Here is a 15366-nt window from a genome sequence, read left to right as displayed (position 1 = left end):
ACCCGGTTATTGAGACCATTGCGGGATTAAATTTTCAGGAGGATATGCGTTTGACTACAGCTGATACATTAAGGGATATAGAGCAATTGCAGCAGCGCTGCGAGCAATATGAAGGGATCAGCCTGAAGCTCAATTGGGACATGCTGCGTATGTCTCCAGAATCCGGGGGAGCCGAATGGCTGGTAACTTATGAGGAAGAAGAACTAATTGGTTTTATAGGTCTGTACGGATTCGCCGGCGAAATGGAAATCTGCGGAATGGTGCGGCCGGGATTCCGGCGCAGAGGCATTTTCACCTCACTATGGGAACGGGCTCAGAGCATCATCAAACGTAGTAATATCAGAACACTGCTGCTCAATGCCCCGGCAAGTTCGGCCTCGGCAGCCGGTTATCTGAAGACCCTGCCCCTGGCATTCAACCATGCGGAATATCAGATGAAATGGGATGGGGCTGCTGTACCACAAGGTTCAGTCGAAGCCAGTTCAGCCGCAGGAACCATAGTCCTGCGGCCTGCACGCCAGGAAGATGCTGATATTCTGGTCGAGCTGGACTGCGGAGGATTCGATATGTCGCGGGAGGACGCCGCAGAGATGTACACACTGCAGATGAATGACAATCAGCAGGAACACATCGTGATTGAAATGAATGGACAGCCCGCCGGCAAGATGCGGCTATGGACGGAGGACAACGAAACCTGGATCTACGGGTTTACGGTGGACAAAAAGCTGCGTGGACTGGGTATAGGCCGGAGCGCGCTTTTGCAGACGATTGAACGGGAACGGCACAATTACAACGGTGTGAATCTGGAAGTGGCTCTCGACAATCCTAATGCACTGAAGCTGTATGAAAGCTGCGGCTTCGTCATTCTGAACAAACAGGATTATTTCCGCTATATCGGCTAAAGCATATCACAATCTGAACAGCACCTTTTCTTTTGGCACAGTGCCTTAAGGAAGGGTGCTTTTACGTATCCTTTGGTATCCGCACAATTCATAGAAGGAGTCATTGTTACTTACAGGTGCCTATATAACCTCAAAGTGCGTACTATCCGCTCCCCTGTCCAGCAGACATAATGAGGGCATACACAAGTTGAAGGAGAGAACCCGCTTATGAGACTAGATGACGCTGGAATACGTAAAACCGCACTGGTTGTTGGTGCAAACGGAGTGATCGGACGCAATCTGATCGAATACCTGGTAACCCTGCCTGAATGGGATATTATCGGAATTTCACGCCGGGGCGGAGAAGATACAAGCCGTGTGCGCTACATCGCGGCCGATTTGCTGAGTCCTGAGGACTCACGACGTAGGCTTGAGGCCCTGCCGGAGGTGACGCATATCTTTTACGCCGCCTATCAGGAGCGACCAACCTGGGCGGAGCTGGTCCCTCCGAATCTGGCCATGCTGGTGAATGTTGTTGAGGCCATTGAGCCCCGTGCCCATCATCTGCAGCACATCAGCCTGATGCAGGGCTATAAGGTGTATGGAGCCCATTTGGGACCCTTCAAAACCCCTGCCCGGGAGACAGATGCCAATCATATGCCGCCAGAATTCAATATCGATCAACAGAACTTCCTGGAGAAGCAGCAGTTGGGCAAATCCTGGACCTGGTCGGCGATCCGGCCGTCTGTGGTCTGCGGCTTCGCTCTCGGCAACCCGATGAATCTGGCAATGGTCATCGCTGTCTATGCCTCCCTCTCGAAGGAGCTGGGACTTCCGCTCCGGTTCCCCGGAAAGCCGGGTGCCTACCATAGTCTGCTGGAAATGACGGATGCAGGCCTGCTTGCCCAGGCAACCGTATGGGCGGCGACAGACATCCGCTGCGCCAATCAGGCCTTCAACATTACTAATGGCGACCTGTTCCGCTGGGATGAACTCTGGCCGAAGATTGCGGCTTTTTTCGGGCTCGATACCGCACCGCCGCTGCCCATGTCTCTCTCGGTAGTGATGGAGGACAAGGAACAGCTGTGGAATGACATGGTAGAGAAATACGGGCTGGAGCCGAACAGCTACCAGGACGTTTCGTCATGGGGATTCGGAGATTTTGTCTTCTCCTGGGACTATGATTTTTTTGCCGATGGAAGCAAGGCACGGCGGTTCGGATTCCATGAATTCATCGATACCGAAGCGATGTTCATGCGTATCTTTGCAGATTTCCGCAGCCGTAAAATCATCCCGTAACCTCCAAATTCATTAAGCCCTAAACAGCGTGAAAAGCCTGACCCCATCCTTCCGGGTCAGGCTTCTTTATTCTTTCGTTTGCGGCTGGGCCAGTACAGCGGCTTGATCACCGTAGACCCGCTCAATATGGGTATCGCCCCACCTGCACATCAGGTGCAGAATTTCCTTGAGGCTCCAGCCGTAATCGGTCAGCTCATACTCGACTCTGGGAGGCACTACATTGAATATAGTCCGCTGGATAACGCCGTCCTCTTCCAACTCTCTCAGCTGCTGGGTCAGCACCTTCTGGGTAATAACAGGCATCAGGCTCATGAACTCACCGTTGCGTTTCTTGCCGAAGGTAAGAAAAAATAGGATCACCGGCTTCCACTTGCCGCCGATTACCTCAAGCGTGGCCTCCACAGCGGTGTTATATGTTTTGATTGGTTCCGGCATGGTTTTGAACACCCCCTGTTCTTAACCATATCGCCTTGGCCGTCTGCTTGCAAGCGCAGGCTATACTGCAGGCAGACTCACGCTCACATCAACCCATACCCCCGGTGAACCAGTTCTTCCTGTTCGCTTCTGCGCACTCCGTATTTCAGCAGCTTCCCTGCAGACTCCTCCCGCCCCAGGAATACGGACAATAACCGCACATAATCCATGGATTCCTGGAGCGGGATTCCCGCACCATCAAATATATGCCGGCGGCTGTCCAGGAGAGAATAGACCTCCACCTTCTCGGCCGGCATCCCATAAGCCTGATGGCAGAACACATTAGCCATATGCAAAAATCCGGTGATTACGTCTTCATTTCCGTTCACCATAAATTTCTGGATGCTGAGGCAGCGTCCTGGAACTATAGAGTGCCAAGCCAGCTGAAAAATCATCGCCAGCTCGATATCAAGCACTGGTACCGGTACATGCCACTGCTCATAGAGCAGCACCGGGACCTCCAGCAGATGATTCACACTAACGATCCGCATCAGTTCGTCGGCGACGGCTGTCTTGACCTCCCAATAGTGCAGCAACGATGGAAAAGCATCCCCTTTGGGCGGCCAACGCCGCTCCAGCAGGAACTGAATCGGCGTTTCCCTGCGCACCTCGGGCTGCAGACTGTAGAAGTCATTCAGCGTATGCCCAACCGCATACTGCACCTGCTGCCTCCAGCGCGGCAGCCCGGTGGATGGCCCGCTGCCGGAAATTCCCGCTCCTCCCAGCATAATATGCTCCATACGAAAATCATTCAACCGGCTGTATTGCAGGGCATATGCATCGCGTTTCCCTGCTGTCCTGCTTCCCGCCGCGCCGCCCATTCCTAAGATACCGCCGCGCAGGTTTCGATAAATTGGCGGCCAAAGCTGCGGCAGACTTCTTTTTCCGCTGCGTTAGGCCCGTATTCAATCTTCAGACTTTCCTGAATAATTTCTGCTCCGCGCTCCCTCAGCTTCTCCTCAATCTGATTCACCGCACCGCAGTAAATTTCATAGCCCGTATCTCCGCTTCCGAAGGCTGCAGCCTTGCAGGCTGTCAAATCCAGGTCATCCATCTCTTCATAGAAATCCAGGAATTCATCCGGCAGCTCGCCATCTCCCCAGGTATATGCCCCCAGCAGTACAGCCTCATAGGCTTTGATCTCATCCGCATTGCAGTCGGTGACCGATTTCAGAACAGCCTCACCTCCGGCCTGGCGTATCCCCTCCACAATCAGTTCAGCTATTTCTTCCGTGTTGCCAGTCAAACTGGCATATGCTACAAGCACCTTAGCCATGTATGGTTTCCTCCCAAAGTAAACACAATGTTATACGGTTCATACAAGTTAAAATTCAAACCAAGTATTACTTCCTTCATTCTATTTGATAATGATTCTCATTGTCAATATTAAGCACGCAAAAAAAAGGCCCTCCGGTTCCCTTACCGGATAGAGCCCGCGTTCAACGCTTCGATCATATGCTTTTCACAAATGGTATGTCTTGCTCAATAAGCGCCTTCCAGCAGGGTAATCCCGTTGCCGTCCGGATCACGGAAGTTCATTTCTTTTCCCCCATACTCCATGGTGGCCGGCGGCTGACAATCCAGACCCCGGGCTTTCAGCTGCTCATAGGTCTCGTCCAGACTACTGCAGGAGAACACCAGATTAACAACTCCAGTGGTGTGCTTGCCCCATTTGTTCTCATCCCAGATAATCAGCCCTGGCAGACCCCGGTCAAAACCGATCTTCGCGCCGTCATAATTGCCAAATCCCTCAAAAGGAACTGGAACCCCCAGCAGTTCAGCATAAAATTTAGCCAAAGCGGCCGTATCCTTGGTATACAGGTTAATGCCTTCAAAAGAAGAAATCATCGGTTCGCACTCCTTTAAGATTATTATCCAACTGCACATTGGCCCGCTTACAACAGTGTACCCGCTGCTGCCATTTTTGTATTGCAAAAAAACGACATCTACCTCCGCGCATAAGCCAAAGCCTCCAGCGGCGTTCTGCCGGCAAACTTCTTGAAGCTGTTGATCATATGCGACTGGTGGCTGTAGCGGTAATCGTATACCATATCCTGCATCGCCCTTGCTGGCGGAGGTGAACGATATAAATCAAGCCATACATTTTGAAAGCGGACCAGATCTGCTGTCTTTTTCGGAGAAAGACCAATGTACTCGCGGAAAAGCCTCTCCAGTTGACGGCTGCTTACCCCTGCAGTGCTCTCAAGCGCCCTGGCATCAACGACACCTCTCTGCTTAAGAATACTGTAGACGGCGTTCAGCAAGCTATCCCGGCTATGCACGGTCCGTTCCAGACGCTTAAGCAGATACTCTTCCGCCACAGTGATACGTTCTGCGTAGGTAAGGGAAGCGCCCAGCCTGTGACCCAGTTCTCTGCGAAAAGAAGCGAAATATTGCTCCACCGGAACATGAACATTAAGGACATCCCTGAGGTGCTCATCCGCGAACAAATGCACGGCCCAGAAATGAAAACGGATAGCGAAATACACTCTGCCGGTTGACTCCGTGGCTTGTCCCACTTCAAACGGCGCATCATTGATCCCGCAAAAAAAGCCTTCGGATTCTCCCGTACGCTCATCCCATTCCCAAATAATATCCATACACGTATCCGGGATAATTACTTCCGGCTCCGGAGATAACGAAATTGACTCGCCAATTAGGGCGGTCTTTGGTAAGAGTCCACTTGTCTCTGGCAGGGCTGCAGTTCCCCAGAAGCAGCGGATATATGACCGCAATGCCTTGCAGGGCATTACCTCACCGGCTCCGGCAGGTTTTGCCGTAATAGGATAATACAGCTGGGAAAGGTCAAACATCCGATTCCGCCTCCATTCATTTAATTCTTTGATCATACACAATCATTGCCAGTAGCGCCAGAATTACAGCTATCTATATTCCGCTGCGAATTTTTTTATCTGCGATATCATCCTCCCTGATCTCTTCAATTATTGGAATTATTATTCATAAATGAGTATTGGGGCAAAATAAGAATAGTCGCAGCTTTGCAACCATTTAGATTGTAGCTGCAAGGCAAAATGTTGTACAATAAAGGCTAAATGACTTTTTGAAGGATGGATTAATCATGTATATAGCAAGTGATTGGAAGGACTACGAAGTAATCGACACTGGCGGCGGAGAAAAGCTGGAGCGTTGGGGAGATATCATCCTGCGCCGTCCGGACCCGCAAATCATCTGGCCGCTTGCGAATGAGACGGCGAAATGGCGCGATGTGCATGGACATTATCACCGCAGCTCCGCTGGAGGCGGACAGTGGGAAATGAAGAAGACTATTCCTGACGATTGGAAAATCAGCTACGGGAAGCTGAATTTCCACCTGCGTCCCACCAACTTTAAGCATACCGGACTATTCCCCGAGCAGGCGGCCAACTGGCGCTGGATGATGGACAAGATCGCTGAAGCGGGCCGTCCGATTTCAGTGCTCAATCTCTTTGCCTACACCGGCGGGGCTACTGTGGCTGCCGCCAGCGCAGGTGCTTCTGTCGTTCACGTGGATGCTGCCAAAGGCATGGTCCAATGGGCAAAAGAAAATGTACAGCTGTCCGGTCTGGCAGAACGTCCGGTCCGGTTCATTACCGACGATGTCTTCAAATTCGTTCAGCGTGAGCAGCGCCGCGGCAGTAAATACGATGCGATCATCATGGACCCGCCTTCTTATGGCAGAGGCCCCGGCGGTGAGATGTGGAAATTGGAGGCAAGCCTGTATCCGTTCCTGGAGAGCTGTATGGAGATTATGAGCGACAGACCGCTGTTCATGCTGATTAACTCCTACACGACCGGTATTTCTCCAACCGTTCTGCGCAACATGCTCTCGATGACGATGGGCAAACGCTATGGCGGCAAGCTGACCTCCGGTGAAATCGGCCTGCCGATTACTGCCTCCGGTATGAACCTGCCTTGCGGTATTCTGGGCCGCTGGGAGGCGTAAACCATGTCAGAAATGACACCTGGTACGATGGGCGAATCCGGCAGCGGAAGCTCCCGGTTCGAGATCCTCTTCGAAGACAATCATCTGCTTGGCATCGTGAAGCCTGTCAATATTCCGGTGCAGGAGGACGCAACAGGTGATCCTGATCTGCTAAGCCTGCTCAAGGAGGACGTGAAGGAGCGCTTCAACAAACCGGGCAATGTATATATGGGCCTGGTTCACCGGCTGGACCGTCCGGTTGGAGGAGCCATGATCTTCGCCAAGACCTCCAAAGCCGCTTCACGGCTGTCCGAGAGTGTCCGCTCCCACAGCTTCCATAAAGTCTATCTGACCGTGGTTCACGGCAAGCCTCCAGCTGCGAAGGGCCGCCTGGTCCATACACTGCTCAAGGATGCCAAGACCAATACAGTGACGATTGTACGCCAGGGGACACCCGGCGGCAAGGAAGCTATTCTGGACTATACGGTGCTCGGCAGTGCCGAAGGCTACAGTCTGCTGAAGATCGACCTGCTCACCGGACGTTCCCACCAGATCCGTGTACAGCTCAGCGGCATTCGCTGTCCCCTGTATGGTGATCAGAAATACGGGGCCGCTGTGAACAAGCCCGGCCAGCAGATTGCTCTGTGGTCCGCACTTGTCGGCTTCCCCCACCCCGTCACCAAAGAAGAAGTTGAATTGATCTCTCTGCCGCCGCAGACTCATCCCTGGAGCTTGTGGTCGCAGCATACACAAAAGCAGGCCATCCGGTAACGGAGGCCTGCTTTTTGTATGTGATATAGGCATTATATGGCTGATTGCCCGCTTTTATCATGTAAAAGGCATAGGAGTTATGTACGGATAATCACCTGAAATAGGCTTGATGAAGGGGCATTAAACGTTCTACGGCCCGTTAGTCTAGCAGAGTACGCTAAAGCGAAATTATAGGCTGTACGTTCCGTAGCGGTCAGGAGAAGTGGGGCAGCAACCATTTTGGAAAAAGAGCTTTCGGTTTTCTAAAACCCTGACTGGTCAGGGGGTTGAGCCCTCGGGTGCCGGTGTTGGTGCCGATGTTGATGTTGATGTTGGTGTTGGTGTCACCACCATCTTCCCCATCAGATACAGGAGGAGCTGCTGATTATGGGAAGAGATGGGGTCCAGCGCCTCAGCAAAAAAATCACTGCGGATCTGAAGTCCGCGTTCGGTCTCTTTCTTGCCCGTCTTCGTAATACTTACCCATACGATTCGCCGGTCAGCAGCATCACGCTCCCGGACAATCAGACCATGCTTCTCCATCCGGTCCAGTAGCATCGTTACTGCTGCAGGGCTGGTCGCCAGATGCGGAGCCAGATCAGAAGGCTTCATCGCGTCACGTTCCTGCAGTAATTCCAGTACAGTGAGTTGGGCGTCTGTAAGTGTAGGGGCAAGCTTGCTGTCCATATGTAACTTATAATCCTTTAATATTTTATGCCAGATCTTACTGAATTCAGTGGAGTGCACACGTATTCCTTCCTTTCTTGAAATATAAGAATTTATATGTTTCACACAATAAATTATCCTTATATTTCTCGCTGTAACGGATACCGTCGTGATAAGGACAGCGAAGCCGTTTCTACTTGATCAATAAGGATGGTATCTTTTCGGGTCGCCATATCTACATTTTCGCGAGAAAAATTCCATTTCCTGCAAAAGGGAAAAATAAATAACCCAAAGCCATACAGAAATGCATCCTTTGAACTAAGATTAACGTACGGTATATCTATCATAAAACGGTGTCCCTATTCTCCACAAGGAGATTCGGGACACCGTTTATTTCTTCATAACTTGCAGTCATTATGAAGCCTATACCTATTTAATTGCCGGGAAAAGGCTTATAATCTCGTCCTTTTTCTCAACAGACACCAGCTGCTTGCCTATCGAACGCCGTTCGCCGAGCGGAGCCGATTCAGAGGAGAAGGTATACATTGATCCATCACGGGTTAATGCCACCAGTTCAAGTGGTTCGCGGCAATAGAAGGCACCTGAAATTCTGCTGCCGTTCGGACGGACTCGCTTGCCCTCTTTGAATTCAAAGGTTGGCAACCCTTTTCCGCCACGGCTCTGAGACGGGTAATCCAGCAGCAGGGTACGTTTGGCATAGCCAATTTCGGTTACCGACAGGATTTCGCCTTCATCTTCACTGACCCAGAAGCAAGAGACCACTTCGTCTCCTTCACGCAATTGAATTCCCCTTACCCCACTGGCCACACGGCCCATAGGGTTCACTTCGCTCTCGCAGAAGCGGATGCTCATCCCCTCACGGGTCACCAGCACGATCTCCTTGTCACCGCTGCTCAGGGCCACTGTGATGATCTCATCCCCATCAGCCACTTTGCATGCCGCAACAGCCCCTGAACGGCTCGTAGAGTATTCCTTGAGCTCGGTACGCTTGACCTGCCCCTTACGGGTGATGAAGACCAGGCTGGCCTGAGTATCCTCCATATTGCCGACTGGGAGAATGGTGACAATTCCATCGCCTTTGGCAAGAGCTATCACGTTCACAATCGCTGTTCCGGGGTCCTTCCACTTGAACTCCGGTATCTGATGCACCGGCAGCAGGAAATACTGCCCTTTGCGGGTGAACACAAGCAGACTGTCCCGGGTATTGAGGTCCATCAGCTTGATGATATGGTCGCCTTCCTTCACGCCCGAAGCATGCCGTTCACCGCCTGAACGTGTGAAGGATGGCATGCCGGTACGCTTGATGTACCCGTCAGCCGAAAGAGCAACAAGGACATCCTCGGCGTTCACGAGCACTTCAAGGCTGACCTTAAGCTCCTCGACTTCACCCTGAATGAGGGAGCGGCGGTCTATACCGTATTTATCGCGGATTTCAATAAGCTCTTTCCGGATTACAGCGATCAATTTCTTATCACTGTCCAGAATCCCCTGAAGCACAGCGATACGCGCGTGCATCTCGTCCAGCTCCTTCTGGAGTGAATGAATCTCCAGATTGGTTAGTCTGTACAATTGCAAGGTGAGAATGGAGTCTGCCTGTCTTTCGCTGAAACCGAACATCCAGACCAGATTATTCTGGGCATCCTGGCGGTTCTTCGACGCCTTGATGGCGGCGATGACCTCATCCAGAATGTTCAGGGCTTTAACCAGTCCTTCCAGCACATGGGCACGGTCTTCTGCTTTTTCCAGATCGAACCGCGTGCGATGGGTAACCACCTCGCGCTGGTGGGCAATATAAGCCTCCAGGATGGCTTTTAGACCAAGCTGCTGCGGAGACTTGTTGACAATAGCCACCATGTTGAAATTATAAGTGATCTGAAGATCTGTTTTTTTGAGCAGATAGGCTAGGATCCCCTGGGCATCCGCTTCCTTCTTCAGCTCGACTACGATCCGCAGGCCATCACGTCCGCTCTCATCTCGGACTTCTGCGATGCCTTCGATCTTTTTCTCCAGCCGGATATTCTCCATTGAAGTGACCAGCCGGGATTTGACGATCTGGAACGGTACCTCGGTAATCACAATCTGCTGCTTCCCGCCCCGGAGCGTTTCAATCTCCGTCTTGGAGCGCAAATAGATGCGCCCTTTCCCGGTGCGGTAAGCATCCATAATGCCGTCGCCGCCCATAATCGTGCCGCCTGTCGGAAAATCAGGGCCTTTGATAAAGGTCATGATATCCTCCAGTTCAATATCCGGCTTCTGCATGACTGCGATGCACGCGTCAATTACCTCGCGCAGATTATGCGGTGGAATTTCCGTCGCAAAGCCGGCTGAAATGCCGCTGGTCCCATTGACCAGCAGATTCGGATAACGGGAGGGCACAACGACTGGCTCTTTGGCCGTGTTGTCAAAGTTATCCTTGAACAGCACCGTACGCTTCTCGATATCGCGCATCATCTCCATCGCGATCGGTGACAGCCGCGCTTCTGTATAACGCATCGCTGCTGCCGGGTCATCGTCCATCGAGCCCCAGTTCCCGTGTCCGTCTATTAGCACATGGCCCATCTTCCAGGGCTGTGCCATCCGCACCATACCTTCGTAGATGGAAGAGTCACCATGGGGATGATAATTCCCCATAACGTCCCCTACCGTTTTGGCAGACTTGCGGTACGGCTTGTCCGGGGTATTACCGGAATCGTACATGGCATACAGAATCCGGCGCTGTACAGGCTTCAGCCCGTCACGGACATCCGGAATCGCCCGGTCCTGAATAATATATTTGGAATACCGGCCAAAGCGGTCACCGACGACCTCTTCCAGAAAAGCCGGCAAAAACTGTTCTGATAAACTGCTCATTCGCTCACCTTCTGTTCCTCAATCTGTCCGCGTTTTAATGATTAGTGATACCTGGCGGCTACGCTGCTGGAAATTCTTCAGGTTTATTGCCTGAAATGTTCAAAGGTAAAACTGGGCTGATTGGTGTCCGGCGTAACTACGGAGAATGTTTGGACTTACGGCCGCTGTTGTCTGCAGATTTCTTGATTTATACCGATGTTATCGGTTGAAATCTGCAGACAAAGGCGGACGCTAGCGCTCCTCCAGTTCCAAACTTCCCCTCCGTTACTTTCCACCCCATAAGCTTCGCTTTACTCTGTAGAACCTGGCAAAGACAAAACCAGAGAATGTTCCCTTTTGCTTCGCATAAAAGGATCACCAAAAAATAAAAACAGCGGAAGTAATCGTCACTTACCGCTATACATTTATCTATGCCACATTGTAACCGCAGCATCTCTTAGATATCCTGCCGCTCTTGCTATTCCTCAATCTCAGTGAAATCGACGTTCTCCACAATCCAGCGCTTGCGCGGGTCGACCTTGTCTCCCATCAGAGTGGATACGCGGCGCTCCGCCTTAGCAGCATCCTCAATCTGCACCTGGAGCAAATTGCGTGACTCCGGATTCATCGTGGTCTCCCAGAGCTGATCCGGGTTCATTTCACCAAGTCCTTTGTAGCGCTGCAGCTCGAAATTCTTGCCGAATTCCTTCAGGTAGTTCGCCAGCTCCTCGTCGCTCCAGGCATAACGCACGGTCTCAAGCTTGCCCGATTTGCGCGTCAGCTTGTACAGCGGCGGCTGGGCGATAAAGACTTTGCCGGCATCAATGAGCGGCTTCATATACCGGTAGAAAAAGGTCAGCAACAGCACCTGTATATGCGCACCGTCGGTATCGGCATCGGTCATGATAATAATCTTGGAATAATTGCTGTCTTCTACGGCAAATTCCGGTCCGATTCCCGCACCGATGGTGGAAATGATCGCCTTGAATTCGTCGTTCTTAAGCACATCCAGCAGCTTGGCCTTCTCCGAGTTCATTGGTTTGCCCTTCAGCGGCAGGATCGCCTGAATCTTGGAATCCCGTCCCTGCTTGGCAGAACCACCTGCAGAATCGCCTTCGACGATGAACAGTTCAGTACGTGTTACATCTTTGGACTGTGCAGGCGACAGCTTGCCGCCAAGGTTCGAGCTTTCACTGCGTTTCTTGCCGCTGCGGATTTCATCGCGGGCCTTACGCGCAGCTTCCCGCGCTTTGGAGGCCTGGATCGACTTCTTCAGGAGGCTCTGTGCCACCTGCGGATTTTCTTCCAGAAAACGCGCCATATTCTCGGATACAATATAATCTACTGCACTGCGGGCAGACGCGCTTCCGAGCTGATCCTTCGTCTGGCCGACGAACTCCACCTCGGACATCTTGACACTGATAACCGCCATCATGCCTTCGCGCAAATCGTTACCCTCGAGGTTCTTATCCTTTTCCTTGAGCAGCTGTGTCCGGCGGGCATAATCATTCAGAACCCGGGTATAGGCTGTCTTGAAGCCTGTCTCATGCGTGCCGCCGCTGCGGGTAGGAATCGAGTTAACGAAGGAAGCAATAGTTTCGGTATACCCGGCATTGTACTGCAGGGCCACTTCAACCTCAATTTCGTCTTTTTCCGAGCTGAAATGGATTACATCATGCAGTACGTCCTTGCCCTCGTTAAGGAATTGTACGAACTGGCTGGCCCCGCCTTCATAAAAATATTCATCCTGCCGGCCGCTGCGTTCATCCGTCAGATTAATGCGCAGCCCGGAGTTCAGAAAGGCGATCTCCTGCACCCGTTCCGCCAGCGTATCATAGTTCAGGGCAATACCGTTTGGAAAGACACGAATATCCGGCTTGAAGGTGATCTTCGATCCGGTCTTATTGGTATTCCCCAAAACCTCAAGTCCGGTCACTGGCTCACCGACATGTTCTTTGCCGCTTTTGTCTACCCAATATTCAAAGCGCTGCCGGTGAATCTTGCCATCCCGGTATATTTCTACTTCCAGCCACTCGGACAAGGCATTGGTTACTGAAGCTCCCACGCCGTGCAGACCGCCGGATTTCTTGTAGCCTGAGCCTCCGAATTTGCCACCCGCGTGCAGAATCGTAAATACCACCTGCGGTGTGGGGACTCCTGTCTTGTGCATTCCGGTCGGAATTCCGCGTCCATTGTCGATTACGGTCACCGAACCGTCCTTGCGGAGTGTAATATCAATTTTCGAGCAAAATTTGGCCAAATGCTCATCTACGGCGTTATCAACGATTTCCCATACCAGATGGTGCAGTCCCGAGGCACTCGTACTGCCAATATACATGCCGGGCCGTTTGCGTACTGCAACCAGACCTTCGAGCACCTGAATGTCGTCAGCATCGTATCCAGTCCGGGCGGTATCGCCGTTCTTGGAGACTTTTGCAAACATATCGATCTGTTCGAGCATTCATGCTCCTCCTTCTTTCTCTATCTGCGAAATGCAAACAAACGTTTTGGTTCACTTTGTACATTCTAATTCAAAATATCCCGTTTCGTAAAGACGGCGAATGAAATGATCACCGAAAGAATTCCCCAAACGGCCAGCACCCCCATAGAAAAGGACAGTGTCATCCCCTCAATAGGGGCGGGCGAACCGGATAAATAACCAGTCAAGCCCAGGTTGACCATAAATAAATATTTGGCCGTAGTCCATGCTGAAGCCATATTTGTCAATATGGTGCCGGCAATCAGTGCCGCCATCATCACTACAATACTCGCGGCTGTGCTTCGCACGAGCACTGATACCATAAAAGCCAGGAGCGCAACAACTACACTCACGAACCAGATCAATCCGCCCTGCATCAGCAAATATTTCCATTGCGGCACCGCATGCACGCTAGACATATCCACTGTATCTCCATTCAGCTGAAACCCCGTAAAGACAGGGACATTAAATCCTTTATACCCAAAGGCAAGACCCGAAACGAGATAGCTGATCAGAAAAGTTGAGAGCACGATCAGCGAGACAAACATCAGCAGCGCCGCCATTTTGCTGAACAGCACTTTCCAGCGCTTCACCGGCCGGGTCAGCAGCATTTTGATGGTTCCGGTGGTCCGCTCTCCAGAGACCAAATCGGAGGCTACAGCCATAATCAACAGCGGAATAAACAAGGATACCGAATTGTCCAGAAACTCACGGGTGAAGGTTACTCCGCTAGGCTCATTCGGATTCACATCGTGATCCAGATAATATTGCAGCTGCTGGACAAATATTTTCCGGTAAGACTTCCACTCCTCAGGGATCCGGTCACTGCCGAGTGAATTCTGATTATCTGTGATTTGCTGCTGAACCTCCAGCCTCCAGTCCGAGTTGAACTTATCCCGGCTGCGCTCGGCAATCCGCATCTGTGCATAGGTAAACATAGGCACAAGTACAAGCAGAATAAGCAGAATAATGTAGAAGCGCTTCTTTTTAATAATCTTCAGGCACTCATTGCGGATGAGCGGTATTAGGCTAGTCAATAGTTTCACCTTCCGTTAACTTCAAGAATAGCTGTTCCAGTGTAGGGTTGATTTTATGCACGGCCCGTACTTCCACCTCATCTGTAACAAGTACGGCTACAATCTCCGGAATCAAATCCTCTTCCATCACAGTGATCAGGGAATTCGCCCCCATGCCGGCAATAACGGAATCATCCAGGGTCACTTCATCCAGCTCCAGTATTGAAATATCCGGGCGGCCGCCAAGGAGGTTCTTTGCTCTGCTTAACGGATCCAGCTCCCATAGCACATATGGCGAGCTCTGGGCAACCAGATCCTCGACTCCGCCCACGGCGAGCACCCGACCTTTGCTGATAATGGCTACCCGGTCGCAGAGCAGCTGAATTTCGCTCAGCAGATGGCTGGAGACAAATACGGCAAGACCTTCATCGGCCAGCCGCCGGATGAATTCACGCAGTTCCTTTATTCCTTTGGGATCTAGCCCGTTCGTGGGTTCGTCCAGAATCAGAAGCCGGGGGCGTCCAAGGAGTGCCTGGGCAATACCCAGCCGCTGGCGCATGCCAAGGGAATACGTACTTACCTTATCGTGTATCCTCTGATCCAGCCGGACAATATCGACTACCTCGGCGATACGGTCTTTACCTACTCCCGGCTGCATCCGGGCAAAATGCTGCAGATTTTCCCATCCGGTCAGATAGGTGTAGACCTCTGGATTCTCTACAATGGAACCAACATATTGCAGCGCTTTTTCGGGCTCACGGTTTACGTTGTAGCCGCATACGGTGATTTTCCCTTCGCTGGGGCGGATCAAATCTACCAGCATGCGGATAGTCGTCGTTTTGCCGGCCCCATTCGGACCGAGAAAACCAAATATTTCACCTTCACGCACATCAAAGGTTACATCATCAATAATCCATTTGCGCCCTATCTTTTTACGGACACCGTCGACAGACAGCACTACCGTACCGGAGCCGTCTCTTGGGTTTGATGTCATCCTTGCAGCTCCCTTCTGTTGATTATTTTGCCCTG

14 protein-coding genes are annotated in these 15366 nt (G+C 51.7%); 4 read left to right on the top strand and 10 right to left on the bottom strand.

Features of this window, described 5'->3' with window-relative positions:
• Nucleotides 1-50: 50 nt before the first annotated feature.
• Together A3842_RS10630 and A3842_RS10625 are read left to right on the top strand one after the other, a co-directional pair.
• Nucleotides 51-902 (top strand): GNAT family N-acetyltransferase, encoded by an 852-nt coding sequence (locus A3842_RS10630; protein WP_178382331.1) that lies wholly within the window; start codon nucleotides 51-53, stop codon nucleotides 900-902.
• A 207-nt stretch (nucleotides 903-1109) separates the two neighbouring features.
• A complete protein-coding gene (locus A3842_RS10625) occupies nucleotides 1110-2180 on the top strand; it encodes an SDR family oxidoreductase (protein WP_074101361.1) in 1071 nt (356 codons plus the stop codon).
• Nucleotides 2181-2246: 66 nt separating this feature from the next.
• Here A3842_RS10625 and A3842_RS10620 read toward each other — a convergent pair whose 3' ends face one another.
• The 5 genes from A3842_RS10620 to A3842_RS10600 all read right to left on the bottom strand — a co-directional run bounded on the left by A3842_RS10620 (nucleotide 2247) and on the right by A3842_RS10600 (nucleotide 5467).
• Complete coding sequence (locus tag A3842_RS10620; RefSeq protein WP_074087707.1) at nucleotides 2247-2615, bottom strand: winged helix-turn-helix transcriptional regulator; 369 nt, start codon at nucleotides 2613-2615, stop codon at nucleotides 2247-2249.
• Nucleotides 2616-2698: 83 nt separating this feature from the next.
• Nucleotides 2699-3475, bottom strand: coding sequence for a hypothetical protein (locus A3842_RS10615; protein ID WP_074101359.1), 777 nt, complete (start codon nucleotides 3473-3475; stop codon nucleotides 2699-2701).
• A 2-nt stretch (nucleotides 3476-3477) separates the two neighbouring features.
• Complete coding sequence (locus A3842_RS10610) at nucleotides 3478-3930, bottom strand: flavodoxin (RefSeq protein WP_074101358.1); 453 nt, start codon at nucleotides 3928-3930, stop codon at nucleotides 3478-3480.
• Between the two features lie 206 nt (nucleotides 3931-4136).
• The gene (locus tag A3842_RS10605; protein ID WP_074101356.1) at nucleotides 4137-4502 is read right to left on the bottom strand and encodes a VOC family protein; all 366 of its coding nucleotides are present in this window, start codon (nucleotides 4500-4502) and stop codon (nucleotides 4137-4139) included.
• 98 nt (nucleotides 4503-4600) lie between these two features.
• The gene (locus tag A3842_RS10600; RefSeq protein WP_074101354.1) at nucleotides 4601-5467 is read right to left on the bottom strand and encodes a helix-turn-helix domain-containing protein; all 867 of its coding nucleotides are present in this window, start codon (nucleotides 5465-5467) and stop codon (nucleotides 4601-4603) included.
• Nucleotides 5468-5733: 266 nt separating this feature from the next.
• Here A3842_RS10600 and A3842_RS10595 point away from each other — a divergent pair, with 266 nt between their 5' ends.
• Together A3842_RS10595 and A3842_RS10590 are read left to right on the top strand one after the other, a co-directional pair.
• On the top strand, nucleotides 5734-6597 hold the full coding sequence (locus A3842_RS10595; RefSeq protein ID WP_074087700.1) for a class I SAM-dependent methyltransferase: 864 nt from the start codon (nucleotides 5734-5736) through the stop codon (nucleotides 6595-6597).
• 12 nt (nucleotides 6598-6609) lie between these two features.
• Nucleotides 6610-7347, top strand: a complete 738-nt coding sequence (locus A3842_RS10590) for an RluA family pseudouridine synthase (protein ID WP_083606838.1) — start codon at nucleotides 6610-6612, stop codon at nucleotides 7345-7347.
• Between the two features lie 258 nt (nucleotides 7348-7605).
• On the opposite strand, the gene A3842_RS10585 is transcribed toward A3842_RS10590, so the two are convergent.
• From A3842_RS10585 to A3842_RS10565, 5 genes are all read right to left on the bottom strand, one after another.
• Nucleotides 7606-8073 (bottom strand): MarR family winged helix-turn-helix transcriptional regulator, encoded by a 468-nt coding sequence (locus A3842_RS10585; RefSeq protein ID WP_074101353.1) that lies wholly within the window; start codon nucleotides 8071-8073, stop codon nucleotides 7606-7608.
• 348 nt (nucleotides 8074-8421) lie between these two features.
• On the bottom strand, nucleotides 8422-10863 hold the full coding sequence (gyrA, locus tag A3842_RS10580) for a DNA gyrase subunit A (protein WP_074101351.1): 2442 nt from the start codon (nucleotides 10861-10863) through the stop codon (nucleotides 8422-8424).
• 457 nt (nucleotides 10864-11320) lie between these two features.
• Nucleotides 11321-13303 carry a DNA topoisomerase IV subunit B gene (gene parE / locus A3842_RS10575; RefSeq protein WP_074087697.1) on the bottom strand — a complete coding sequence of 661 codons (1983 nt, stop codon included), beginning with the start codon at nucleotides 13301-13303 and terminating at the stop codon, nucleotides 11321-11323.
• Nucleotides 13304-13368: 65 nt separating this feature from the next.
• A complete protein-coding gene (locus A3842_RS10570) occupies nucleotides 13369-14358 on the bottom strand; it encodes an ABC transporter permease (protein ID WP_074087696.1) in 990 nt (329 codons plus the stop codon).
• Complete coding sequence (locus A3842_RS10565) at nucleotides 14351-15331, bottom strand: ABC transporter ATP-binding protein (RefSeq protein ID WP_074101349.1); 981 nt, start codon at nucleotides 15329-15331, stop codon at nucleotides 14351-14353. The genes A3842_RS10570 and A3842_RS10565 overlap by 8 nt, the downstream gene beginning before the upstream one ends.
• Between the last annotated feature and the right edge of the window lie 35 nt (nucleotides 15332-15366).

It is taken from the genome of Paenibacillus sp. P3E, from assembly GCF_001909045.1.
GTDB lineage: Bacteria > Bacillota > Bacilli > Paenibacillales > Paenibacillaceae > Paenibacillus_AQ > Paenibacillus_AQ helianthi.
Note: the sequence above shows the minus strand (reverse complement) of the source record. Positions and strands in the feature narration are given on the sequence as shown.

Coding starts and splice junctions, on each gene's coding strand:
- A3842_RS10625 (WP_074101361.1), top strand. CDS start 1,110: ATGAGACTAGATGACGCTGGAATACGTAAAACCGCACTGGTTGTTGGT.
- A3842_RS10620 (WP_074087707.1), bottom strand. CDS start 2,615: ATGCCGGAACCAATCAAAACATATAACACCGCTGTGGAGGCCACGCTT.
- A3842_RS10615 (WP_074101359.1), bottom strand. CDS start 3,475: ATGGGCGGCGCGGCGGGAAGCAGGACAGCAGGGAAACGCGATGCATAT.
- A3842_RS10610 (WP_074101358.1), bottom strand. CDS start 3,930: ATGGCTAAGGTGCTTGTAGCATATGCCAGTTTGACTGGCAACACGGAA.
- A3842_RS10605 (WP_074101356.1), bottom strand. CDS start 4,502: ATGATTTCTTCTTTTGAAGGCATTAACCTGTATACCAAGGATACGGCC.
- A3842_RS10600 (WP_074101354.1), bottom strand. CDS start 5,467: ATGTTTGACCTTTCCCAGCTGTATTATCCTATTACGGCAAAACCTGCC.
- A3842_RS10595 (WP_074087700.1), top strand. CDS start 5,734: ATGTATATAGCAAGTGATTGGAAGGACTACGAAGTAATCGACACTGGC.
- A3842_RS10590 (WP_083606838.1), top strand. CDS start 6,610: ATGACACCTGGTACGATGGGCGAATCCGGCAGCGGAAGCTCCCGGTTC.
- gyrA (WP_074101351.1), bottom strand. CDS start 10,863: ATGAGCAGTTTATCAGAACAGTTTTTGCCGGCTTTTCTGGAAGAGGTC.
- parE (WP_074087697.1), bottom strand. CDS start 13,303: ATGCTCGAACAGATCGATATGTTTGCAAAAGTCTCCAAGAACGGCGAT.
- A3842_RS10565 (WP_074101349.1), bottom strand. CDS start 15,331: ATGACATCAAACCCAAGAGACGGCTCCGGTACGGTAGTGCTGTCTGTC.